Raw genomic sequence first — 24654 nt, 5'->3', positions numbered from 1 at the left:
CTTTTGGTCGATTATTACCGCCTCGAACTCGGGAGCTAGAGCCCCATGAGCCCCTCTGAAAAACGCACCACCCATTTTGGTTACCAGGAAGTCGCGGTTGACGAGAAAGCGTCTCGTGTTGCCGATGTCTTTCACTCGGTAGCCGCGCGCTATGACATCATGAATGACTTGATGTCTATGGGCATCCACCGCATCTGGAAGCGCCTTGCTATTGAGCGCGCAGGTGTTCGTCCTGGGCACCACGTGCTGGATATTGCTGGCGGCACTGGCGATTTAACGCTCAAGTTCTCTCGCTTGGTTGGCCCGCGTGGCAAAGTGGTATTGGCCGACATTAACGCCTCTATGCTCAACGTTGGCCGCGACAAACTGATGGATAATGGCGTCGGAGGTAACGTTGAGTTTGTACAAGCCAACGCCGAGTGCCTGCCATTTCCGGACAACAGTTTTGACTGCATTACGATTGCCTTCGGACTGCGTAACGTCACCGACAAAGACGCTGCACTGCGCTCTATGACACGCGTGCTAAAGCCCGGCGGACGGTTGCTAGTGCTGGAGTTTTCAAAGCCAAATAGTGCGCTGCTGTCGAAAGCCTACGATGAGTACTCCTTCCGCCTGCTGCCTAAAATGGGCGAACTAGTAGCCGGGGACGGTGAGAGTTATCGCTACCTCGCCGAATCTATTCGCATGCATCCCGACCAGGAAACCCTGAAAGGCATGATGGAAACGGCAGGGCTTGATCGGGTTGAATATACCAACCTGACCGGCGGCATCGTTGCCCTTCACCGCGGCATTAAATTATGAACTCACCGACAATGAGGTCAGCATGCTAGTCACCCCGACCCTGTTGCTGGCCGGATGTGAACGCACGTTGAACGCCTTGCTTGCCCGTGATCCGGCTGCGCCTGCGCGTTTGTCCGCGTTAGCAGGAAGTCGGCTACTGGTAAGGCTTGAAAAGCCTCACCTTCAGCTGGTGCTGCACTACCACCATGCAGGTATTGATCTGCTGCGTGGCGATGATTTAGACGAAACTGACGTCGATGCCATCGTCGAACTCACTCCTGAAACACTCTCTGAGTGGTTAAGTGGCTCCTCCATTGAGCGGTTGATGTTTGATGGCAAGCTTTCTGTGCGTGGCCGCATCCACCTTCTGGAAGCCACCCGAGACCTACTCTTTGATCTGGATATCGACTGGGAAGGCGAGCTAGCTCGCTGGCTGGGAGATATGCCCGCTCATTCACTGGCCGAAGGTGTCCGACGCGCCGCGCGCTGGGGGCTAAGAGCGAAAGATGAGCTGCTGCAAGACGTTTCTGAATACGTATTTGAAGAAGCCCGCATACTCCCCGGCCGCCAACAGCGCGATGTGCTCCGCGATCATTTGACCGAACTAGAGATCTCCACCGACCGCCTGGAAGCCAAGCTCAATCGCCTGCATAAGCGTTTGACACAGTTGACGGCCAGCCAGTCGCCAAACAAGCAGCCACACCTCGAGGAGCCGCACTGATGAGCCTGCGGTTATTGAAGATCTCTTGGATAGTGGCTCGCCATCGCTTGGATACGTTGATACCCGTTGAGCGGCTACCGTTCTGGCTACGTGCCTTAATGACGCTTTCGCCTCTAAAACTGTTTCCTGTCGGGCAGCGCAGTCGCGGCGAGCGACTGCGCCTGGCCTTGGAAGCGCTGGGGCCGATTTTTATTAAATTTGGCCAAATGCTCTCGACCCGTCGAGACCTATTGCCCGAAGACATCGCCGATGAATTAAAACGGCTGCAAGACCAAGTGCCGCCCTTCCCCGGCGAACTAGCCGCTGCACGGGTCGAAAAAGAGCTTGAAATGTCGCTTGTAGAGGCATTTGCCGCCTTTGACCGAGTGCCTTTAGCGTCAGCATCGATTGCCCAGGTGCATGCGGCAACGCTGCATAGCGGTGAAGATGTCGTCGTCAAAATTATTCGCCCCGGCATCGAGCGCATTATGCGCCAAGATATGGCGCTGATGTATCAAATCGCTAAGTTGCTGGGTAAAGTGCCTGACGCGAAACGCTTACGCCCCGTAGAAGTGATTCGTGATTACGAAGCCACCTTATTTGACGAACTTGATCTCTACAAAGAAGCGGCAAACACATCGCAACTTAAACGTAACTTCAAAGACTCACCGCTGCTGTTTGTACCGACAATCTATTGGTCATACACCCGCCGCCATGTCATGGTTCAGGAGCGCATTCGCGGCGTGCCTGTGGCTGATTTAGACACCCTCAAGGCGCGTGGAACCAACCTTAAGAAGCTGGCTGAACGCGGCGTAGAAATCTTCTTCACCCAGGTCTTCCGAGATAACTTCTTCCATGCCGATATGCACCCCGGCAATATCTTTGTTAACTGCGATGATCCTGAAGATCCACAGTATATCGCCATCGACTGCGGCATCGTGGGGAGCCTTACCCGAGAAGATCAAGACTACCTAGCGCGCAACCTGCTGGCCTTTTTCCATCAAGATTATTACGAAGTAGCGGCGTTACATATTGAGTCCGGCTGGGTGGGCGAAAACACGCGCGCTAACGAGTTTGCAGCCGCTATTCGTACCGTATGCGAGCCCATTCTTGAAAAGCCGCTAAAAGATATTTCGTTTGGGCAGGTGCTGTTAGGACTGTTTCAAACAGCACGACGCTTTAATATGGAAGTACAGCCACAGTTAGTATTGTTGCAAAAAACGCTGCTTAACATCGAAGGACTGGGTCGTCAGCTTTACCCTGAACTGGATCTGTGGAGCACTGCGAAACCATATCTAGAAAAGTGGATGAAACAGCGCGCTGGTATCGGCGGCCTTTGGGAATCGCTCAAACGCCAAGCGCCGGAGCTTTCTCATCAGTTGCCTGAGCTACCCGTGCTAGCGCATCAAGCGCTGAGTCGAATGGAGCATGAACACCGCCAGCGTCATCAGCAAGTGGCCTCAATTAGTGACGTTCAGCAGCAACTGACGCGCCAGCATAAGCGTCATTACCGACTGCGTATCGGCCTTATCTTGCTTGCTATTGCCCTGGCTTGGCAGCCGCTGAGCAGCTGGGCATCGGCTCAAGAGTGGCCTGTCTTAGTAGCTGCGGGAGTAGGTTTGTTGCTGCTGCTATGGCAATGAAACATTCTGGCAGTAAGATAAAGCGTCTCAGTGTCGCCCTTGGCGAAAGCACTGATCTTTGGCGAAAGCGCTGTGATGATTGATAAAAGGATGCCTATGACTGATTCTACCCAGACGACGCAGGTGCTAGATGCACTCGCGGAGGTCTTAAAGCAGCGTCGACATGCTTGTGCAGAAGATTCTTATGTTGCCTCCTTGCATCATAAGGGTTTGAACAAGATACTCGAAAAAGTCGGCGAAGAGGCGACCGAAACAATTTTGGCTGCTAAAGATGCCGAGCACGGCGGCGAACAGGCGCATCAAGCTGTGATCGCTGAAACCGCTGACCTGTGGTTTCATAGTTTGGTGATGCTGTCGCACCTTGAACTGGATCATCAGCGCGTTTTAGATGAGCTAGCACGGCGGTTTGGTATTTCTGGTCATGACGAAAAAGCGTCCCGCACACAACGTTAACCTGCACTGATGAGGAAATGCATATGTTAGGTGGTATCAGTATTTGGCAGTTGCTGATTGTTCTGGGCATTATCATCCTAATTTTCGGCACTAAGAAACTGCGTAATGTGGGCACCGACTTAGGCGGTGCAGTCAAAGGCTTTAAGAAGGCCATTAACGAAGAAGAGAAAGACGGCGACAAAAAGGATGCTGACCAACCTCAGGCGAAGGTAAGCCACGAAGAGGCTGGTAACACCTATGATGTTCAAGCAGAAGAGAAGCGTGCCGCCGAAGAACGCCCCACAGAACGTAACGAAGAGCGCAAATAACCCATGCTGGATATCGGCTTTCTTGAACTGATGCTGATTGGTATCGTCGGGCTTCTGGTGCTTGGCCCAGAGCGCCTGCCTAGAGCCGCTCGCACTGCAGGCATGTGGATTGGCAAAATCAAGCGTACGGTATCCGGTATGCAGCGCGAAATCAGCGCTCAGTTGGAAGCAGAGGAGCTGCGTCAAAAGCTCAACGAGCAGCAGAAAAAGCTCGATGACAGTCTCAAAAAAGCCAAGCAGGATGTTGAGAGCATTGCCGACGCCCCCTCTTCTTCCAGCACTTCGGCACAAGCGACCCAAAACGAGACCGAGCAGCGGGTTGCCAACGCGAGTGCTCGGCTAGATGATGCCCTGCAAACAGTACGCGAAGACACGCCAGCAGCCTCTTCCTCAACGTCTCATCAACGTGCTACCGATGAACTGCGCGCGGTGAATCCTAGCGGCAAGAGTGAGCCTAGCAATAATGCTAAGCAAGCGGATGTGGAAAATGCCGATATTAAAAAAGCGGATCTTACAAAGGCGGATCTTACAAAGGCAGATCTTACAAAGGATAGTAATCACCAATGAGCATGTCTGGCGATTCCCAGGAGCCACGTAAAGACCAAGGCCAAGCGCCTCTTATTGAGCACCTGATCGAACTACGCTCGCGGCTTATGAAAGCGGTCGTGGTTGTATTAGTCATATTTCTTGGCCTTTATGCCTTTGCTAATGACATCTACAGCTTTGTGGCTGAGCCATTAATGGCACTGTTGCCAGAAGGCTCACAGATGATCGCCACCGAGGTAGCCTCGCCCTTCTTGGCGCCCTTCAAACTAACCCTGGTAGTCGCCGTCTTTATCGCTATCCCCTTCGTACTGCACCAAGCATGGGCGTTTGTAGCACCTGGGCTTTACGATAACGAAAAAGCGCTGGCGATACCCATTCTGGTCTCCAGCATAGCGCTATTTTACGCTGGGGCGGCCTTCGCTTATTACGTGGTTTTTCCGCTGCTCTTTGAGTTTTTCACCCAGACCGGGCCGGAAAACGTGGCGGTAATGACCGATATTAATCAGTATCTGAACTTTGTACTGAAGCTGTTTTTCGCCTTTGGTGTTGCGTTTGAAATCCCCATCGCAACATTTCTGTTGATCCTGTCTGGTGCGACCACGGTCGAAAGCCTTTCTAAAAAGCGCCCCTACATTATTTTAGGCTGCTTTGTGGTGGGCATGCTGCTTACCCCTCCCGACATTATTTCTCAAAGCCTGTTAGCGATACCGATGTATCTACTTTATGAGGTGGGCCTACTGTTTGGCCGGTTGGTACGCCGTAAGGCAAAGGCGGATGACGCTGAGGAACAAGAGACCTAAAAGCACTATTAAAGGCGATACACCGCTCAAAAAAAGCCTCTGCCATGGGAGCATGACAGAGGCTTTTTACTCTTCATACGAGAGGCTTTTTGCCCCTCATACGCATAGCCGATTACCTAGAAAATATTAGCCCATCATTTCATCAATGCGGTCTACCAACTTAAAGATACCTGTTGCGGCCTCACTGATACGGGTCGCCAGCATATAAGCAGGCGTCGTTACCACCCGGTGCTCATGATCCACCACAATGTCTTCTACGCCACAGCTGCGGTGCAGGCCACCCATCGCACTAATGGCGCCAGAAACACTCGGATCATGACCAATGGTCACGGCCACCCCTTCGCCAAGTAGGCGCGGGACCAAAACAGGAGAAATACACATCAGGCCAATGGGTTTTGCCTCTTCCTTAAAGCCTACCAGCGCCTCTTTTACGCTCTCAAGTACCTGCATACTGTCGCCCTTGTCGGCAAAATCAGACAGGTTTTTAGCGACACCAAAGCCACCAGGAACAATGACCGCATCAAAGTCGTCAGCATCTAGCTCAGTAATCGGGCTAATATCACCCCGGGCAAGGCGCGCAGACTCCTGCAACACATTGCGCTGCTCACCCTCAACAGGCTCTTGGGTTAAGTGGTTAATCACATGATGCTGAGCGACATCTGGCGCAAAGCAGCGATAGCCAATCCCCAACTGATCAAGGCGCAGCAGCGTTAGCGTTGTTTCATAGATTTCAGAACCATCAAAAACGCCGCAGCCTGCTAATACGATTGCTACCTGTTTGGTCATGCTTATCTCCTTATCGTAGCGCTTATTATCGCTGTTAAATCGTCGCCACTTAGCGTCGCTGAGTGGCTCACTTTAGTCAGTCTATAAAGCCACTACAAGCCAGCTACCACAAGCCTGCTTTCGCTGCAGTGCAGGACTGATATACTCACGTTAGGCCTTTTAAGGCACCTACTATTCGATTGACTATGCGATTGTTTGGAGAAAGCCGTTGAACACCTCTGCTCCCCGTCACTTCCCTGCTACCCGACTTCGCCGTATGCGTCGCGACGATTTCTCCCGTCGCTTAATGCAGGAGTCGACGCTAACACCCAGTGATTTGATTTTGCCGGTTTTTGTACTGGAAGGCGAAAATCAACGCGAAGCAATTGCCTCAATGCCCGGTGTTGAGCGTCTTTCCATCGACCTGCTGATAGAGCAGGCACGTGAGGCCTACGCGCTGGGTATTCCTGCCTTAGCTCTCTTCCCCGTTGTCGGCGCTGAGCAAAAAAGCGAGTTAGCAGAAGAGGCTTACAACTCGAATGGTCTTGTCCAGCGTAGTGTGCGGGCGCTAAAAGAAGCACTACCAGAGCTTGGCATTATTACCGATGTCGCCCTTGACCCCTATACTAGCCACGGGCAGGACGGCATTCTTGATGAGCACGGCTATGTGCAAAATGACCGCACAGTGGATACGCTGCTCAAACAAGCGCTCTCTCACGCCGAAGCAGGCGCCGATGTCGTAGCCCCCTCCGATATGATGGATGGCCGCATCGGCGCCATCCGCCAAGTGTTAGAGCAAGAACACCTGCATAATGTGCGTATTATGGCGTATAGCGCTAAGTATGCCTCTAAGTATTACGGCCCCTTCCGTGATGCAGTCGGGTCTGCCACTAACCTTGGCAAAGCAGATAAACGCACCTATCAGATGGATCCTGCCAATAGCGATGAAGCGCTGCATGAAGTGGCTATGGATATCGCCGAAGGCGCCGATATGGTGATGGTGAAACCCGGTATGCCTTACTTGGATATCGTACGCCGTGTAAAAAGCGAACTCCAAGTACCGACATTTGCCTACCAAGTCAGCGGTGAATACGCCATGCATCGCGCTGCTTTCGATAACGGCTGGCTTGAGGCCGAACCGGTGATTCTTGAGTCACTGATGTGCTTCAAGCGCGCAGGAGCTGATGGAATTTTAACCTATTTTGCGTTAGAAGCAGCACGCTTATTGCAGCGTTAGTTTAGTAGATCAGTCCGTAAAGATGACAAACCAGTGACACTAGTTTGTCATCTTTTCCCGGCATACTCCTATCAACAGCAATTATCACGCTATGATGAGTATGAACCACCACCGGGGGGGCAACCATGGACGATCAATCAGCAGATTCCACGCCAGTATTTTCTAGCGAGTCAACGAACGCTGCAAACGAGACAGTAAGTGGCGAGGGAGAAGCTTTGCCATTGCGCATCAATCGTACCCCCACCGGAGTTCACGCGAAAGAGTCTCATTTGGAGGCGGATCTTGACGATCCGCAGCTCTACTTCAATCGCGAGCTTTCTCATCTGCAATTCAATATCCGGGTGCTTGAACAAGCCCTGGACGATGCGCATCCGCTACTTAACCGGCTGATGTTTCTGCTGATCTTTTCATCCAACATGGATGAGTTTTTTGAGATAAGAGTCGCCGGGCTTAAACACCAAATGGCACTAGGCGACGATACCACCGCCGCTGATGGCCGCTTACCCAAGGCTGTGTTGGCAGAAATTTCGGATATCGCGCATCAGCAAATTGCCCGCCAATATCAAATATTGAACGAAACACTGCTGCCCGCGCTGGAAGCTCAGGGATTACGCTTTCGTCGTCGCGATCAGTGGACCGACGAGCAAAAAGCCTGGGTGAAAGATTTTTTTGATAACGAGATCATGCCGGTCATCAGCCCCATTGGCTTAGATCCTTCCCACCCGTTCCCGCGTTTGGTTAATAAAAGCCTCAACTTCATTGTTGAGCTAGAGGGAAAGGACGCCTTTGGCCGGGCTGGCGGTATGGCAATACTGCCAGCACCCCGCTCACTGCCTCGTTTGATGGCGCTGCCTAAAGCGCTATGTGCAGAAGGCTTCTCCGAGTATATTTTCTTATCGTCGATGATTCACGCACATGCAGAGGAACTCTTCCCCGGCATGCGTGTGCGCGGTTGTTATCAGTTCCGGCTGACCCGCAATGCCGATATGACCGTCGACCCAGAAGAGGTCTCAGACTTGGCCTCAGCGCTACGTGGCGAGCTATTAGCCCGTCGCTATGGCAGCGGTGTTCGCCTTGAAGTCGCTGATAATTGTCCAGATGACTTGATCAGTTTCTTGCTGCGCCAGTTTGAGCTAGAAAGCAGCGATTTATACCGTGTTCAAGGGCCGGTAAATTTGACCCGCATGATGGCGGTTCTCGGCGATGTCGACCGACCAGAGCTACTCTACCGCCCTTACTCACCTAGCGTGCCAAAAGCATTAAAAGGTGGCAGCCTGTTTAGCGCTATTGCCAAAAGCGATATTCTGCTTCACCACCCGTTCCAGTCCTTTTCACCTATCGAAGATTTACTGCGCGAGGCTGCACGTGATCCGGACGTACTGGCAATCAAGCAGACGCTGTACCGTACAGGCGCAGACTCAACGATAGTGAGTGCTCTGGTCGATGCCGCTAGCCAAGGCAAAGAAGTTACCGTTGTTATCGAGCTGCGGGCGCGTTTCGATGAGGCCGACAATCTTCAGTTAGCATCACGCCTGCAAGAAGCCGGTGCCATCGTGATTTACGGCATCATGGCCTATAAAACCCACGCCAAAATGCTGCATATCGTGCGACGTGAGAAGGGCGAGCTGCGCCACTACGCACATTTAGGTACCGGCAACTACCACTCTAAAACCGCCAAACTATATACCGATTACAGCTTGCTGACTGCCAATACAGCGCTATGCGCGGACGTGCATAAAGTGTTCCAGCAGCTTTCTGGCATGGGCCGCGCGCGCAAGATCGATACCCTGCTCCACGCCCCCTTTACGCTTCACGAGCGCTTAGTCGAAATGATTGACCGTGAAGCTCAGGTGGCGCTTAAAGGTAAGCGTGGGCATATCATTATTAAGTGTAATTCGTTAACAGAGCCCAAGCTTATCAAAGCGCTTTATCGCGCCTCGCAAGCAGGCGTAGAGTGCGACCTAATCATTCGCGGCATGTGCTGTTTGAAACCCGGTATCGAGGGTGTTTCAGAGAATATCCGCGTGCGGTCGATTATTGGGCGCTTTTTAGAACATACCCGTGTTTTCCACTTCCACAATGACGGCAAGCCAGAAACGTGGTGTTCAAGCGCTGATTTTATGTCACGCAATATGTTCCATCGCGTAGAAACCTGTTTCCCGCTATTGGATAAAAAGCTGGCCACCCGAGTACGTAAAGATTTGGAAACCTATCTGGTCGATAACTGCCAAAGCTGGCTACTACAAAGCGACGGCAGCTATCAACTGCAGAGCCCTGGCAATGGCGACCCGATCAGCGCCCAGGAAACACTGCTCTATGCCTACGCCTCTAAAAGCTAGCTATCACCGCTAGAGAAACAGTAAGCCCCGCTGCCTGTTGCAGCGGGGCTTAAATGACAAATAGCTGTGTTCAGAACTACCTATATTTAGAACTACCTATGCTCAGAATTAACTTTTATCACCCTTACTTACTTGTCTAGCGGGTGATCCGTTAATTACGCATAACGCTGACGTAGTTGATTGGCCGCTTCCACCATATTCGCCAATGCAGGCTCTACTTCTGCCCAACCACGGGTTTTTAGACCACAGTCTGGGTTCACCCACAGCCGCTCGGCAGGGATTTTCTCCAGCGCTTTTTCCATCAGCGCCACCATCCACGCAACATCCGGAATATTGGGCGTGTGGATATCATAAACCCCTGGCCCAATTTCGTTCGGGTATGCAAAATCCTGGAAAGCGTCCAGCAACTCCATATCGGAACGCGACGTTTCAATAGTAATCACATCCGCGTCTAGTGCAGCGATGGCACCAATGATGTCGTTGAACTCCGAATAGCACATATGGGTATGAATTTGGGTGCTATCCTTAACGCCAGCAGCGCTTAGCTGGAAGCTTTCTACCGCCCAATCTAAATAGGACTGCCACTCGTGCTGACGCAGCGGTAAGCCTTCACGTAGCGCGGGCTCATCAATTTGAATGATCCGAATACCGGCTTTTTCCAAATCTAATACTTCGTCACGCAGCGCCAGGGCGATCTGGCGGCAGGTGGTTGCGCGGGGTTGATCATCACGCACAAACGACCACTGCAAAATCGTCACAGGCCCTGTCAGCATGCCTTTCATGGGCTTATCCGTGAGCGATTGGGCATATTCGCTCCACTTCACTGTCATTGGCTCTGGGCGGGTGACATCACCAAAAATAATCGGCGGTTTCACACAACGAGAGCCATAACTTTGTACCCAGCCAAAGCGCGTAAAGGCAAAGCCTTCTAACTGCTCACCAAAGTACTCCACCATGTCATTACGTTCAGCCTCACCATGGACAGGCACATCAAGACCTAGTGCTTGCTGGCGCTCTACGACGAAGGCAATTTCTTCTCGCATGCGGGCTTCATAATCCGTTTGGCCCAGTTCACCGGCTTTAAATGCCCGACGAGCAGCGCGTATCTCACCTGTTTGCGGAAAAGAACCAATGGTGGTGGTGGGAAACAGCGGTAACGCAAGCGCTCTGCGCTGTGCTGCTGCGCGGGCAACATAAGGTGATTGGCGTTGGCTATCTTGAGCCGTTATTGCTGCTAGACGTGAGCTGACAGCAGGCTGATGAATTCGGGTTGATTCCCGACGCTTATCCAAAGCATACGTTGCTTCGCTCACCCGCTGTTCATCGACAGGCGTTGTGCGATTATCAATGAGCCGAGCGAGGGTCACCACCTCATCCAGTTTTTGCCGGGCAAATGCTAACCAGCCGACCAGCTCGCTCTCTAGCTCGGTTTCTTGGGATAAGTCTACCGGCACGTGCAGCAACGAGCAGCTGGGCGCCAGCCATAACCGCTGCCCTAAACGCACTTTTAAGGGCAGCAAACGCTCACGTAGGGCTGCCAAATCAGCACGCCAGATATTACGGCCATCGACTAAGCCAATTGAGAGCACTTGATGAGGGCTTAAACGATCAATCACGCTCTCTACCTGGCCCGGCGCACGCACAGCATCAATATGCAACCCAGCCACTGGCAGGCGAGTGGTTAGCGAAAGGTTATCACCCAGCGCACCAAAGTAACTGGCAACGAGTAGCTTCAGCGGCGCCGATTGCAGGCGATGATAGGCGCGCTCATACGCTTGCTGCCACGCCAACGGCAAGTCTTGCACCAGAGCAGGCTCGTCAAGCTGCACCCACTCAATACCTTGAGTGGCTAAGCGTGCCAGAATTTCGCTATACACATCCAGTACGCTGTCTAACAGGCTCAGCCGGTCAAACTCACTACCTTTAGTCTTACCCAGCCATAGCCAAGTAAGCGGGCCGGTTAGCGTCACTTTCGGCGTAAAGCCCGCCTGTAAAGCTTCATCTACTTCATTAAATAAGCGGTCAGACGCTAGCGTAAACGTCTGCCCCTCATGCAGCTCAGGTACTAAGTAGTGGTAGTTGGTATCAAAGTACTTGGTCATTTCGCAAGCAGCTGCGGGTGTCCCGCTAGGGGCACGGCCACGGGCCATGCGAAACGCGGTATCCAAATCAACGTTGCCTGCGCTAACTTCGTGCTGGGCATTAAAACGCGCGGGCACCGCTCCCAGCATGACGGAAACATTAAGTACCTGGTCGTAAAATGCAAAATCGCCAACACTGATAAAGTCGAGGCCCGCGTTTTGTTGGGTCTGCCAATGAGAAAGCCTGAGCGCCTGACCTGTTGCTTCAAGGTCTCCCCGTGTGATGTCTCCTTTCCAATAGGCTTCGGTGGCTTTTTTAAGTTCGCGCTGAGCGCCAATTCGGGGATAGCCGAGAATATGAGAAACTGTCATGATGAAACCTTTCAACGTGAATGATTTCGCACAGTCTGCTCACCCTACAAAGATGAATCAAACTAAAGTTTTTAATATTAATCATGAAAAATACTCACAATGATTGAATTACGCCACCTGCGCACGCTGCTTGCCCTCCGGGAAACCGGTTCTTTAGTGGAGGCTGCTGAGCGGGTTCACCTAACGCAGTCGGCACTTTCCCATCAGCTAAAAGACTTGGAAGGTCGCGTTGACAGCGCGCTGTTTGTACGTAAAACGCGCCCAGTAGAATTCACTCGGGCGGGTCTTCGCCTATTGGCCCTGGCGGATGAGATTTTGCCTGAGGTGCGTAAAGCTGAGCGCGACTTAGCTCGCTTAGCAGGTACCGAACAGGGACGATTACACATGGCGATCGAGTGCCACAGCTGTTTCCAGTGGCTGATGCCAACGGTGGATTATTTTCGCGACCATTGGCCAGAGGTGGAAATCGATATCCCCAGCGGTCACCACTTCGACCCACTCCCTGCCCTTGCTAGAGAGCAGTTAGACTTGGTGATTACCGCCGATCCTCAGCCACTGGAAGGGGTTCACTACGTGCCGCTGTTTCGTTATGAGGGACTACTAGCGGTTGCTCGACAGCATGCCTTTGCCGGCCGACCATTTATCGAACCACAAGCGTTAGCCGAGGAGACGCTAATCACCTACCCAGTCGAACACTCCCGGCTAGATGTGTTTACCCAGTTTTTGTCTCCCGCCAATGTACGACCACAGGAAATTCGCACCGCAGAGCTCACCATCATGATGATGCAGCTTGTTGCCAGCGGTAGAGGCGTCTGCGCGCTACCCAACTGGGCGCTCACCGAGTATTTAGAGCGGGATTACGTTAGCGCCGTAAAACTGGGCGAGAACGGCATTTGGAGCACACTTTATGCTGCCATTCGGGAGGAAAATATAGAAGCGCCTTGGATGCAGGATTTTTTGCGCACCGCTAAAGAGACGTCATTTGCGGTGCTGTCAGGTATTAAACCGGCAACTCGCGACGAGGAATCAGCAACGTAAAGCGCGCGCCGCCCAGTGTAGGGCTGGTATCAACAGTGACGCTACCGCCATGGCCTGCGATAATTTTTTGCACAATAGATAAACCTAGCCCGTAGCCCCCAGAGCTACGGGCTCGACTGTCGTCAAGTCTGGCAAACGGCTTGAAGATATCGCTACGCGCTTCGGGTGGTATGCCGGGCCCATCATCCTCAATATCAATACGTACAAGGTGAGGCTCATCCCATAGGCGAATCACTACTTGCGACTTGCCATAGCGACAGGCATTGCTGACAAGGTTCTGCAACGCTCGTTGTAAATAGCGAGGTTCGGCGTATAACTCAACTTCAGCACTACCATCCAGCGTTAACGATAAGCTTTGGTGCAAAGGTGACAGCGTGTCGATGACTCGCTCAGCCATTGCCCGGCACTCAACCAACGCCATTTCTAATTCAACGCCATTGTTCGACTCCCCCCCCAGGCGAGCATAGGTGAGAATTTCGTCTACCAATTCGTCTAGTTCGGCAATATCAGCATCAATCCCCTGAAGCTGACGGCGAATCGCAGGTTGGTCGGTCATATCTTCGACCATTTGCACCGCAAACCGTATACGGGCCACCGGCGTGCGTAATTCATGAGAGACCGCACGAATCATCTCTTGCTGGCCTCTTAACAAGCTCTGAACTTGATTCGCCATCCCATTGAATGCCATACCCAAGCGGCCTAAAAAGTCTCCGCTTTCCACTTTCACCTGGGTTTCTAAGCGCCCGCTAGCGATTCTAGTCGCAGCAAGCTCTAAACGCGCCATACGCGATTCAATGCTGCGCATAATTAAGTAAATAATCAGGCTAAGCACGACCATCAAGCCTACCAACAAAGGTAAGTGCAAATTGACCGGCAGCGTATCACCACGAGAGGTCGGCCCCGCTTGCAGCCACTGATTATCACCAGGCACCCGGTAAAGCAGGATCAGCGAGAGCTTATCCGACACCAGCCGCGTCAGCACGCCTCCCTGAGCGAGTTGAAACTGCTGTTCTGGAGTAAGGTCTGAGGGCGGCGTTGAAAGCAGGACAAGTGGCCAGCCACCCGCGTCTAGCGAAGCGATGGCGTCGGCCCTCGCCTCATGAGGCATGCTAGAAAGCCACTCTCCGAGCAGTATCATGCAGCCCTGCCACTGGCGCTCGCTCCAGGCAGCAAACGTTGCTTCCAGCATCCACTCATCGTTGGGTATGCGTTGCCGTAACCGCCAGGGCTCTTCAGCAACTAATACCGTGCCTCGCTCGACGCGAGCTTGTTCAAAGTAGTTAAGCCCCACACTTTCAATACGCTTAAGTGAGAGCTGCATACCCAGCCGTTCCGAAAAGCGGGCAAGCATGGTTTCTCTTTCAGCCACCGGACTTGACGCTAACTGCTGCGTCATTAACGACATCGGCAATGCGGCGAGCTGTTCACGATAATCTTCTCGACGAATCTGCTCGATAAAAGAACGCCCGCCCAATGCAATAAAAAATACCACGCATAGTGCTAACCCCAGCAGAAGATAAAACCTTAAAAAAGAACCGTGGCCCAGCACTCGCCGCATGCGGTTAACCTCTGTTAGTTAACTGTCTTTGACAAAAAGATAGCCTTTGCTCCGCACTGTTTTGATCCGGTGCGGTTGGTTAGGGTCGTCGCCTACTTTGGGACGAATACGTGAAACCCGCACGTCAATTGAACGATCCTGCCCATCGTATTTAATGCCACGCAGCTCATTGAAAATTTCTTCTCGGGTTAATACACGCCCTGCGTTGCTCGCCAACAGCCACAGCAGATCAAATTCCGCGCTGGTAAGATCTATACGCTCGCCGGAAAGCCAGGCTTCACGCGTTGCGTTATCTATCTCTAGATTTTCGAAGCGCAGGCGCATCTCACCACCAGGCGCTGGTGCATCGGCACGACGCAGTAACGCACGCATACGTGCTAATAGGACGCGGGGTTGAACCGGTTTTGGAACATAGTCATCAGCCCCCATTTCCAAACCCAGCACCTGGTCAAGATCATCCGTGCGGGCCGTTAGCATCATGATAGGACCAGCAAAGTTGGGCCTAACACGACGGCAGATAGCCAAACCATCTTCGCCCGGTAACATTAAGTCCAAAATCACCAAGTCAGGCTGAAGTGTTAAAATACGATCCACGCCTTTTGCACCATCCGCCTCTAGCGTCACTTGAAAGCCATTTGCCTCCAGATATTCGCGGGTCAGCTCTGCCAAGCGCTGGTCATCTTCAATAATCAACACGTGATCTTGATCGGGATAGCCAAGTGTGGCGGCGTCTTGAGCCCCAAGCGCCTGAAATTGCTGTTCCAAGTGGTCTACCATCCTTTATATTCACTCCGCTTAGGCAGTTTGTGTTATCACCCGCTCACCCTATGTAACCGCAGGTTGCAATATCTTCCAGGATACCTCAAAACCGTTCAAACGCCTGCCCCCTTACTTCTTTCCCCATACCCTATGTAATGGTTCGCCTGCTAGACACCTTGATTCTTACACCGCCAAACGCTAATGTGGCGTTGCTAACTGTCGATAATCTGGCAGAAGGAGGACATTATGGGAATCAGCAAAACAAAAAGTGTCATCAAGCGCGTTTACGTACCCACTCAAGTGCGCGATTTGCCTAATGGAGAGAAGCTGACGATTCCGGGGCATTATAAAGCGCCACCAAGTGACTAAAACGGCTTGCGTGATAAGCCGTTTCACGATCCGTTAGGTAGCCTGATCGCTAGGTTACTAAAAAGGCAGACCACAGAGGTGGTCCGCTCTTTATTTTTTAGAAAAAGCGTGTTGCTCGCTACCCTTTGGGGCCAAATAGAAACCACGCGATCAGTCCAACTAACGGAAAAAACAATAGCGCCAAGATCCATAGCAGCTTTGCCAGCCCACCTGCTGCACTCTTAGCAACTTTAACAATGGCCCATACAACAATGATGAGCCAGATAAGTCCTAGTAATCCACCTACTTCAATGCCCATAACTGCTCCTGAGCAGGTTTGCTTCCATCAATTTTAGCTAAGCACACCGTTTCGATACAGACAAGTAACATTCACTCCGCAGGCAGGCTTAGCACCATTTCCCCGCCACGTATTTCAATCACCAATAAATTAAGAAAACTCATGCCAAGTAGTACGGTATCGTTTTCCATACCAGGGCTTATAGACCCTTGTACGCCATTCATACGTATGTTGCCCAACACCACCTCATCTAGCTGTGTCAGCGCGCCCTCTGCGCGACCATTCGCGGTATTAAACCAAGCACTGCGTCCCGGCTTTAGCCCCAACTCGCTAGCCAAGTTGCGCGGCACTGCAACATAAGTCGCCCCGGTATCTAATAGGAAGGTCACCGGCTTCCCGTTAATTTTCCCAGGCGCTTCAAAATGGCCAGCACGATTACGCGTCAAATTGACAGGTCCGTCATCGGCGGAGGCGTACATCACATGGGCATTCGGCGTCATTACTTTCTCGAAACCACCATCTAATAGCCATGTGCCAGCAGCCAATAGCAGCACCCAAAAGAGTAGCATTGTGACGATACCACCTCGTTGCATAGCGAGGGTTTTCATACGCCACCTCCAGACTAAGCGCTCCTTTTCCAGGCAAGTGCAGCCTCACGTCCACGCTGTTCATTCACGCCAGCGCATATCAACATCGCGATAACAAACAGTCCTACACATAATAGGATAGACGCTTGCAAACCAATTAACGTTTGCAAAACACCCAGCATGACAATCCCGAACACGCCGGCCAATTTATTAGCGAGCCCCCAGAAGCCAAAAAACTCAGCAGACTTCTCCAGTGGTGAAAAAACGCCGACCAGCGCCCGGCTAGCTGATTGGCTAGACCCCAGACTAAGACCCGCCAGACAACCGACCACCAGAAAAACGTACTGTGCTTGCCACTGTACGGCGTAACGGCTGTTAACCCAGTCGGTCAGCTCTGGCGTCGCCCATATCGATAAAATAGCGATGACCCACAGCGCTAGTGTCATTTGATACGTGCGCTTGGCGCCCAATTTATCCTGTAAAAAACCAAATCCCAGTGCGCCTGCCGCTGCCGTTATTTGAACAATAATAAACATAATATTGCGCACTCCCTCATCCCAGCCAATCACCTGAGCACCATAAATAAAAGCAAACGCAATAATGATGTAGACACCTGCCATTGAGAATAACAGCGACACCAAAAAGACAGTTAAGTCTTTAAAGTAGCGCAGCTCAGTAAATGTTGAGCGAACACGCTGTAACGCAATACGTTGATAGGAAACAGCATGGGGTTGAGGCACACCTCGCTCTTTCATCCATAGGAAGGTGGGAATCGCCGCTACTAAGAAAAAGCCAGCTGCAAAAGGACCTACCCAACGTATGCGTTCAAAGTTATCGGCGGTCGCCTCCCCTAGCACCATCAGCGTAAAACCAGCGGCAAAAAGGCCACCAATATAGCCAAGCGCCCAGCCAAACCCAGAAATTTTACCCAGCGCATCAGGAGGGCCTAGCTCCGGTAGAAAAGCGGCAATAAACGACTCGCCCATCGAGTAAGCATAGTTTGAAAGTATAATTAACAGCAGCCCCACGACTACGTAACCAGGCTCGACAAAGTAAAGCATGGCAGTTGTCGCCACAGTGGCGAGATAACTGATTAATAAAAAGCGTTTTTTTTCTGCTCGATAATCCATCACGGCACCGCAGAGCGGGGCAGTTAATACGACCATTAGATAGCTCAACGCTAGCGCGAGACTCCACAAAAAATTGGCTAGACGAAAGCCATCGCCTCGATCACCTACGATTACCGTCGTAAACAGTTCTCCAAACACGACCGTGATGATGAGCAAGGTGTAAGCCTGGTTGGCAAAGTCAAACATTGCCCAACCAAATATTTCACGTCGCGATGCGTAGGTGGGAGCAACCTTGGCGGGGTTAGCAGTCAGCATGCAGGCTCTCTCAAAAAGTGTGTAGTAGCGTCATTACCCTATTAACGACAGCTAATTCATAACGATAATAGGGCAGGTGATTATTCAGTAAAGCGGCTTAACCGCGGACGGGGCCTTAAAAAAGCAAACGCTCGGCATAGCCGAGCGTAATACGCTGAACATTGTTGCTTTTGCCATCCTTGGCCTTCTGGATCATAGCAACCAGTGCGCTACCACGGCCGCAATACCCACCACCATCGCTGTTATAACAGCAACAGTGACGATTCGATCCAGCCAGCGATCAAAAACCTCCCTTTTGGGCTGTTTTCGCGTGGCACCGTGGTGTCCTTGCCGGGCCATCAGCACGCCTTATCCATGTGTGCATTCCCCATAAATCAGCGAATAATTTAACTATTAATGCGGCGATTGACGACACTTGGAGCACGGCGTAGGCGTTCTTCCTCGCCTAACTGCTCAGCTTCAAACGCATCAGCACCAACCGGCGTTTCCCCGTGGCGACGATATAGCTGCGTTTGCATCGCCTTGCGATCAGCACGCAGCTCACGAACCAGCACTACAATCATCATATACAAAATAAAGGTAAACGGTAATGCCGAAAGCACCGCCGCTGACTGCAGGCCAGAAAGTCCACCCGCCACAATCAGTGTTAAACAAATAGCGGCGATCAAGACACCCCAAATAATACGCTTATAAAGTGGCGGATTGATGGAGCCATTGTCGGTCATTTGCGCCACGATGTAGGAAGCAGAATCTGCCGACGTCACCAGGAAAATGAAGATAAGCATCATGGCGACTACCGATAATGCACCGGTAAAGGGCATTAGCTCGAACATCTCAAACAACGCCACGGTAATATTGGCTTCAGTGGCGGCAGCCAATCCAGCATCACTGCTCGACATTTCCAAATTAAGCGCAGCACCGCCAAAAACACCTATCCATAAACAGGCTAATAGTGGCGGCACAAACAGTACGCCAAAAACATACTCTTTGATCGTGCGGCCGCGGGAAACACGCGCCACAAAGGTACCCACAAACGGCGACCAGGCAATGACCCATGCCCAATAAAAAATGGTCCAGCTACTCGCCCATTCATTATCGCTATAGGGCGAAATACGTAGGCTCATGCCAATAAAGTTTTGCAGGTAATCACCAATCCCCAGGGTAATGGTCTCTAAAATAGCAATAGTGGGGCCGGTGATTAATACATACAGCATCAAGCCAATACATAAAATCATGTTTAAGTTCGATAACCGCTTAATGCCTTTATCCAAACCTGACCATGTCGATGCCATGTAAGCACAAAACATGACAAACAGAATGACAAACTGCCAAAAGCCATTTTCCGGCAAACCAAACACCGCATTAAGCCCACCGTTCATTTGCAGCACACCTAAGCCAAGCGAGGTGGCAACCCCCATAACGGTGGCGACCACAGCAAAAACATCTAGCCATGATGCGTAAGGACGGACCCGGGGATGCTTAGCCGTCACTGAAGAGAGTACTGAAGACACCAGCCCTGCTTGCCCTTTCCGAAATTGAAAGTAGGCAATAATTAAGCCCACAACAGAAAATGCTGCCCACTGATGGATACCCCAGTTAAAGTAACTGTATTGGATTGCATAGCGCGCAGCAGCGTCAGTTTCAGCAGGCACGTCACCATAGGGAGGGTTGATATAGTGCGTCATTGGTTCAGCCATACCGTAGAACACCAGCCCAACGCCGAACCCAGCCGCCAGCAGCATGCTAATCCACGAGAAAAAACTGTAGCTGGGCGTACTGTCCTGAGGGCCAAGGCGCACTTTTCCATACTTACTCAATGCTAAGCCAACCAGAAAAACTACAAAGCCAAACACTGAAAATAAGTAGAACCAGCCAAACAGTTCCGTAATTGATGTGAGCGCTGCTTGGGCTGCATTACCAAAGCCTTCTGGGAATGCAGCGCCAATAACAACCAAGCCGAATATAATCACCGCAGAGGCGACAAATACCGACTTACCGCCATGATTTGCCATATAACCATCCTGTTAAATGAGCATTGTGTGTAACAGCGTAAAATGTACCGATAAATGCTGTTTTTTTGAAATCCAGATCTTGTACTGAACCTTAAACGGCATGACTTTTAACCTAACATATTCGTACAAAACTCCTTCACGGCCAGAATGAAGAAATGTTAACTCTGAGCAGGAACTTGATACCCAGCCTGTGTTCCAATGGAACGCATATGAACGATGGAGGCTTTCATGCCGCAAATGAATCGTGATCAACGCAATGCCGCGTGGCAAGCTGCTAACCAGTGGCGTGCTCGGGCAGCCCAGACCCAGCCGACCGGCCTGATGGGCAGTATTAAACTGCTACTGACGTGGTTAGCGTTTGGTGCACTGATGATCGTCGGTGTTGTACTCGGACTTTTTTTCCTGCTCATTGGCTGGGCAATGATGCCCTTTGTCCGCCATAAAATGAAAAAACGCATGGAGCAGATGCGCGCTGACAACGCTCAGGATGTTGGTGGCGGTTATGCTTACAGGGATACCTCTACGAGCCAGCACGACGCAATAGAAGGTAGTTACGAAGTTAAAGACGACCACCACCGGTCTTAATCAGTTGCTGACTACCGCCGCTTTTAAAGCGGCGCTTGAATCCAGGCGAACGCTGCTGCTAACGTCAGTGGCATAACGACTAAGCTCCCTAAATTGCCGATGAGCACCAACGAAGCGACTTTCTGAGGTGCCAGTTTATACTGCTCGGCCACCAAGTAGTTCAATACCGCAGGCGGCAGTGCAGCAAATACCAGTAGCACGGCTGTCTGTAGCGGATTCAATGGGAGTAACCACATGAGCGGTAGTGCGATCACTAAGCCAGAAAGTGGGCAAAGTAGAGCGCCCAACAAGCCTGTTCGCCAGTCATTAAAATCAATTTCCAGCAATCGAACACCTAATGCAAAGAGCATCAGTGGAATACAGATTCCCCCTAACATGTGCATTGCTTCTAACAGCCAGCTCGGCAACGGTACATTTCCAACGTTGATGACTAGCCCTGCTAGGCTCGCAGCTACGATGGGCATTCGTAACAGTCGCCAAAGTGACGTGCGCGGGTCCAACATATAAAGACCTACTGAGAAATGCAGCAGCATTTCAACAATAAACACGACCACTGCAGCCGGCAGGGCCTCTGGACCAAAGGCGAGCACCAGTAGCGGTACCCCCATATTGCCAGAGTTATTGAACATCATCGGCGGCAAGAACACTTTTGTGTCCAGCGACAGCCATTTAGCAACCGGCCAAAGCACAAGACCAGACCCTAGCACGACGGCCACCGCCGCAGTGGCAAGCCACGCATAGTCCGCCAAAGGCGCTTGGCGATCAGCCAACACGGCAAATACCAGTAGTGGAACAAATAGCTCCATATTGAGCGTGTTAAGGCTGCGAATATCAGGGTTTCGATAACGCCCGTAAACCGCACCACAGCCAGCAATTAAGAACACGGGTAACAGCGTTGCGAGAATATGACCGATCATACGCCCTCCGCCAAGCGGCGGGCGCAGAGACAAACTGTTGCATGCATAGGGAGCTTTTCCTTATTGTTATCAGGCTATCTTCCCTATCGATGCTACTTAAAAACGCTCACCTCGCCAATCAGGGTTCAAGAAAACGCTGCCAAAGTGCAATAACCACATCGCGGTGGGCTTTGAATGCCTGTGCATCAACGACAGTTTTTTCACCGGTTAACGCCGCACGGTGGGTACGGCTACGATAAGCGAGATACGCTTCCCGCAACTGCTCCGCTTCTGACTCGGTAATATGACCACTCTTGGCGAGGGTTTCTAAAATGCGGATATTATCGCTATAGGTGATTAATGCAGGCGTGTCATGAGCGAGTGATAGCACCGCATATTGGCAAAGAAACTCAATATCAACCATGCCACCCACATCGTGCTTTAGACTAAACACCTCCCCGTCCGCACTACCTGGCTGCCCTTTAGAACCCTGTCCTTTAGAACCAAGGTGATCACGCATTTTATGACGCATGCTGACAACGTCATCTCTTAAGGCTTGCGGGTCACGCTCGCGACACAGCATCTCACCACGGATTGCATCAAATTTACTCGCCAGCGTGTTACTACCGGCGACAACGCGCGCGCGTACCAGCGCCTGATGCTCCCAGGTCCAGGCGTTTTGGCGTTGATAATCCGCAAAGGCATCTAAAGAGGTCACCAACAGGCCTGCATTGCCCGAAGGCCGAAGGCGCATATCAACCTCGTAAAGGCTGCCGGCAGGCGTTACTGCGGTTAAGAGGTGGATGATGCGCTGGCCTAGACGGGTAAAAAAGACCGCTGTATCGATGGGCCGGGCACCATCGGTAGTGCCTTTTCCGTCGTTATCATGAAGGAACACCAAGTCCAAATCAGAGCCATAACCAAGCTCGATGCCCCCCAGCTTGCCGTATCCCACAATCAAAAACGCTGGCTCTCGTGTATTGAGGCCTTCTGGCACACCATGTTTCCGCGTGACATGCTTCCAGGCCATCGCTAGCACGGCATCCAGAATGACTTCAGCGATATACGTTAAGTAGTCGCTCACCTTCATCAAGTGGCGTGTTCCAGCGATATCCGATGCAGCAACGTGAAGCATCTGCGCATGCTTAAACACGCGAAGCGCTTCCAACTGTGCCTCATCATCATCTTCTGGCAAGCGGCTTAAGGTCTGGCGTAACTCATCGGCAAGTCGTGATTTATCAGCGGGAGTGTAAAGCGTATCCGGCGTTAGTAGTTCATCAAGCAGTATCGGGTAACGCGCAAGTTGCTCTGCAATCCAGTGGCTGGCCGAGCACAGCTTCATTAGGTGCTCAAGCGCCTGAGGGTTTTCACGCAACAGTGCAAGGTAAGCGGTTCGCCTAAGCACCGATTCGATCAGCGGCTGGACACCACTAAGCGCGTTATCCGGCAACTCACTTTCGGCAACGGCAACCAGCAGTAGCGGCATCAGCGCATCTAGCCGTTCAAAGCCGATACGCTGCATGCTTTGCACTTGGCGGGAATGGTAAAGACTCTGCAGCCGTTTAAGCGCTTTCTCTGGTTCTATAAAACCAGCATCAGTTAGCAGTGCTTCCGCTTCTTCCTGCTCTAGCTCGCCGCGCCACAGTAACCGCCACTGAGACAGGCCAAGGTTATCGTCGCTACTCTCTGCATCGCTGTCCTCTTCGGGGTCGGCGATCACTGCATCAAAGTGCTGACGAACGCGTTCGCGCACTTCCTCCAGCCGCGCGATGAGCCCCGGCCAATCTTCATGCCCCAAGGCAAAGGCGATCCGCTCCCGATCTTCATCATCAACGGGTAGCGTTTGGGTTTGACGGTCTTCTAGCGCCTGAATAGCGTGTTCCATGTCGCGAAGATACGCATAGTCGGGTAGCAGCTCATCGACGACTGCTTGGGGCAACAGCCCCAGTTCAGGCAGTCGATTAAGAGCGGTCTTGAGTGAGGTCACTTGAAGCTCGGTATCACGTCCACCGCGAATCAGCTGAAATGCCTGGACAACGAACTCAACCTCCCTGATCCCACCGGGCCCTAGTTTGATATTGCTTTGCATGCCCTTGCGCTTTACTTCGCGATTGATCATCGCCTTGAGTTCACGCAGCGACTCAATCGCACCAAAATCCAGGTAGCGGCGGTAAACAAACGGCCTGAGACTTGCGAGCAGTTCATGCCCGCCATCTATGTCTCCTGCAACGGGACGCGCTTTGAGCATGGCATAACGCTCCCACTCACGCCCCTGATCCTGATAGTAACTGGAGAGCATCGAGAAACTGCCCACCAGGGGGCCGCCATCACCCAGTGGGCGCAGCCGCATATCAACGCGAAATACGAAACCGTCAGCCGTCATGGCATCTAAAGCGGCGATCAGTTTCTGGCCTAGTTTGGTGAAGTACTCCTGGTGCTCAAGGGGTTTACGCCCGCCTTCGGTTTCACCTTTTTCAGGAAAGGCGAAGATCAGGTCAATATCTGAGGAAAGATTCAGCTCACCCGCGCCGAGCTTACCCATACCCAGCACCACCAAGCGCTGGGACGAGCCATCTCTGCGGGCCGCAGGTAATCCCCAGCGCGGGGCGTAAAAACGTTCAAGCCAGCTGAGCGCGGCTTCAATACAGACTTCCGCCAGCCACGAAACTGCCTGAGCAGTGTCCCACATGGTGTAGCCATCAGGACGATTAAGATCGCGCCACACAATCCCGAGCATGCGGGCACGACGAAAACGGCGAATAGCGCGATGCATTGCCTCTTCATCATCGGCATTTTCCAGCGCATCAGCTAGCCAACTCGCTTGTGACTCCTTACTCGCTGTCGCATCCAGCTCGCCAGCCACATCTAAATCAATCAGCCAGTGCGGAAAGCGTGCCAAGGTATCTAGAGCGAAGCTTGAGACAGTTACGACGTTGGCTAACGCTTCACGACGCGCATCAGAAAGCGCCTCCCAACTACTGGAAGGCAACGACTGTTGGGTCATTGAGGCAATATTATCAGCTTGGCTAAGCGCTTCACTTAATCGCTGCCAGGCGCGCTGTGCAGCGGGCTTAAGCGCTGTTGGCAGCCCAACTTGGGGGAAAAACGCGTCGTCTAACTGCATAACCACCTCTTTGCCAAGCGTCTATTATGTTTGTTGATGA

At 52.0% G+C, this 24654-nt stretch carries 23 protein-coding genes and 1 pseudogene; 13 read left to right on the top strand and 11 right to left on the bottom strand.

Annotated elements, in window-relative coordinates; all coding sequences use genetic code 11:
• Window positions 1-45 precede the first annotated feature (45 nt).
• From ubiE to tatC, 8 genes and pseudogenes are all read left to right on the top strand, one after another.
• The gene (gene ubiE / locus INT19_RS19195) at window positions 46-801 is read left to right on the top strand and encodes a bifunctional demethylmenaquinone methyltransferase/2-methoxy-6-polyprenyl-1,4-benzoquinol methylase UbiE (protein ID WP_193061901.1); all 756 of its coding nucleotides are present in this window, start codon (window positions 46-48) and stop codon (window positions 799-801) included.
• Between the two features lie 22 nt (window positions 802-823).
• The gene (locus tag INT19_RS19190) at window positions 824-1501 is read left to right on the top strand and encodes a ubiquinone biosynthesis accessory factor UbiJ (RefSeq protein WP_193061900.1); all 678 of its coding nucleotides are present in this window, start codon (window positions 824-826) and stop codon (window positions 1499-1501) included.
• A complete protein-coding gene (gene ubiB, locus INT19_RS19185; protein WP_193061899.1) occupies window positions 1501-3123 on the top strand; it encodes a ubiquinone biosynthesis regulatory protein kinase UbiB in 1623 nt (540 codons plus the stop codon). The genes INT19_RS19190 and ubiB overlap by 1 nt, the downstream gene beginning before the upstream one ends.
• Window positions 3124-3219: 96 nt before the next feature.
• Window positions 3220-3576 (top strand): phosphoribosyl-ATP diphosphatase, encoded by a 357-nt coding sequence (locus INT19_RS19180; protein ID WP_038486243.1) that lies wholly within the window; start codon window positions 3220-3222, stop codon window positions 3574-3576.
• A gap of 23 nt (window positions 3577-3599) precedes the next feature.
• The gene (tatA, locus tag INT19_RS19175) at window positions 3600-3884 is read left to right on the top strand and encodes a Sec-independent protein translocase subunit TatA (protein ID WP_089039797.1); all 285 of its coding nucleotides are present in this window, start codon (window positions 3600-3602) and stop codon (window positions 3882-3884) included.
• A gap of 3 nt (window positions 3885-3887) precedes the next feature.
• Window positions 3888-4277 (top strand): annotated as a pseudogene (gene tatB / locus INT19_RS19170) (Sec-independent protein translocase protein TatB); the annotation flags it as partial.
• 36 nt (window positions 4278-4313) lie between these two features.
• Window positions 4314-4451: a pentapeptide repeat-containing protein gene (locus INT19_RS19905; protein WP_442311382.1), complete on the top strand. Its 138-nt coding sequence runs from the start codon at window positions 4314-4316 to the stop codon at window positions 4449-4451.
• Complete coding sequence (gene tatC, locus INT19_RS19165) at window positions 4448-5230, top strand: twin-arginine translocase subunit TatC (protein ID WP_193061897.1); 783 nt, start codon at window positions 4448-4450, stop codon at window positions 5228-5230. The genes INT19_RS19905 and tatC overlap by 4 nt, the downstream gene beginning before the upstream one ends.
• A 126-nt stretch (window positions 5231-5356) precedes the next feature.
• Here tatC and elbB read toward each other — a convergent pair whose 3' ends face one another.
• On the bottom strand, window positions 5357-6016 hold the full coding sequence (gene elbB, locus INT19_RS19160; protein WP_089039800.1) for an isoprenoid biosynthesis glyoxalase ElbB: 660 nt from the start codon (window positions 6014-6016) through the stop codon (window positions 5357-5359).
• Window positions 6017-6224: 208 nt separating this feature from the next.
• Between elbB and hemB the strand changes: the two genes are divergently transcribed.
• Both hemB and ppk1 read left to right on the top strand, forming a co-directional pair.
• A complete protein-coding gene (hemB, locus tag INT19_RS19155) occupies window positions 6225-7232 on the top strand; it encodes a porphobilinogen synthase (protein WP_193061896.1) in 1008 nt (335 codons plus the stop codon).
• Window positions 7233-7357: 125 nt separating this feature from the next.
• Window positions 7358-9571 (top strand): polyphosphate kinase 1, encoded by a 2214-nt coding sequence (ppk1, locus tag INT19_RS19150; protein ID WP_089039802.1) that lies wholly within the window; start codon window positions 7358-7360, stop codon window positions 9569-9571.
• Between the two features lie 155 nt (window positions 9572-9726).
• Here the strand turns inward: ppk1 and metE are convergent, their stop codons facing one another.
• A complete protein-coding gene (metE, locus tag INT19_RS19145; RefSeq protein WP_193061895.1) occupies window positions 9727-12024 on the bottom strand; it encodes a 5-methyltetrahydropteroyltriglutamate--homocysteine S-methyltransferase in 2298 nt (765 codons plus the stop codon).
• 99 nt (window positions 12025-12123) lie between these two features.
• On the opposite strand from metE, the gene INT19_RS19140 reads away from it, so the two are divergent.
• Entirely contained in the window at window positions 12124-13062 is a 939-nt protein-coding gene (locus INT19_RS19140; protein WP_193061894.1) for a LysR family transcriptional regulator, read from the top strand.
• Here the strand turns inward: INT19_RS19140 and INT19_RS19135 are convergent.
• On the bottom strand, window positions 13025-14620 hold the full coding sequence (locus INT19_RS19135) for an ATP-binding protein (protein WP_193061893.1): 1596 nt from the start codon (window positions 14618-14620) through the stop codon (window positions 13025-13027). The two genes, INT19_RS19140 and INT19_RS19135, sit on opposite strands and share 38 nt — an antisense overlap.
• A gap of 18 nt (window positions 14621-14638) precedes the next feature.
• A complete protein-coding gene (locus tag INT19_RS19130; RefSeq protein ID WP_038478158.1) occupies window positions 14639-15397 on the bottom strand; it encodes a winged helix-turn-helix domain-containing protein in 759 nt (252 codons plus the stop codon).
• A 228-nt stretch (window positions 15398-15625) separates the two neighbouring features.
• Here INT19_RS19130 and INT19_RS19715 point away from each other — a divergent pair, with 228 nt between their 5' ends.
• Window positions 15626-15748 carry a hypothetical protein gene (locus tag INT19_RS19715; protein WP_264298822.1) on the top strand — a complete coding sequence of 41 codons (123 nt, stop codon included), beginning with the start codon at window positions 15626-15628 and terminating at the stop codon, window positions 15746-15748.
• A 118-nt stretch (window positions 15749-15866) separates the two neighbouring features.
• Here the strand turns inward: INT19_RS19715 and INT19_RS19125 are convergent, their stop codons facing one another.
• The 5 genes from INT19_RS19125 to INT19_RS19105 form a co-directional block, all read right to left on the bottom strand.
• Window positions 15867-16046 carry a PLDc N-terminal domain-containing protein gene (locus INT19_RS19125; protein WP_089039806.1) on the bottom strand — a complete coding sequence of 60 codons (180 nt, stop codon included), beginning with the start codon at window positions 16044-16046 and terminating at the stop codon, window positions 15867-15869.
• A gap of 71 nt (window positions 16047-16117) precedes the next feature.
• Window positions 16118-16633 (bottom strand): retropepsin-like aspartic protease family protein, encoded by a 516-nt coding sequence (locus tag INT19_RS19120; protein ID WP_193061892.1) that lies wholly within the window; start codon window positions 16631-16633, stop codon window positions 16118-16120.
• A 14-nt stretch (window positions 16634-16647) separates the two neighbouring features.
• Window positions 16648-17997, bottom strand: coding sequence for an MFS transporter (locus tag INT19_RS19115; RefSeq protein WP_193061891.1), 1350 nt, complete (start codon window positions 17995-17997; stop codon window positions 16648-16650).
• Between the two features lie 192 nt (window positions 17998-18189).
• Window positions 18190-18336 (bottom strand): hypothetical protein, encoded by a 147-nt coding sequence (locus tag INT19_RS19110; protein ID WP_193061890.1) that lies wholly within the window; start codon window positions 18334-18336, stop codon window positions 18190-18192.
• Between the two features lie 47 nt (window positions 18337-18383).
• Window positions 18384-20009: a BCCT family transporter gene (locus INT19_RS19105; protein WP_193061889.1), complete on the bottom strand. Its 1626-nt coding sequence runs from the start codon at window positions 20007-20009 to the stop codon at window positions 18384-18386.
• Window positions 20010-20237: 228 nt separating this feature from the next.
• On the opposite strand from INT19_RS19105, the gene INT19_RS19100 reads away from it, so the two are divergent.
• The gene (locus INT19_RS19100; RefSeq protein WP_038478174.1) at window positions 20238-20594 is read left to right on the top strand and encodes a hypothetical protein; all 357 of its coding nucleotides are present in this window, start codon (window positions 20238-20240) and stop codon (window positions 20592-20594) included.
• 23 nt (window positions 20595-20617) lie between these two features.
• Here INT19_RS19100 and INT19_RS19095 read toward each other — a convergent pair whose 3' ends face one another.
• Both INT19_RS19095 and glnE read right to left on the bottom strand, forming a co-directional pair.
• The gene (locus INT19_RS19095) at window positions 20618-21511 is read right to left on the bottom strand and encodes an AEC family transporter (protein WP_095604495.1); all 894 of its coding nucleotides are present in this window, start codon (window positions 21509-21511) and stop codon (window positions 20618-20620) included.
• Window positions 21512-21629: 118 nt separating this feature from the next.
• Window positions 21630-24614, bottom strand: coding sequence for a bifunctional [glutamate--ammonia ligase]-adenylyl-L-tyrosine phosphorylase/[glutamate--ammonia-ligase] adenylyltransferase (glnE, locus tag INT19_RS19090; protein WP_193061888.1), 2985 nt, complete (start codon window positions 24612-24614; stop codon window positions 21630-21632).
• Between the last annotated feature and the right edge of the window lie 40 nt (window positions 24615-24654).

Origin of the sequence: Halomonas sp. 3A7M (assembly GCF_014897875.1) — a bacterium.
Lineage (GTDB): Bacteria > Pseudomonadota > Gammaproteobacteria > Pseudomonadales > Halomonadaceae > Vreelandella.
This window is presented reverse-complemented; position numbering and strand designations above follow the sequence as displayed.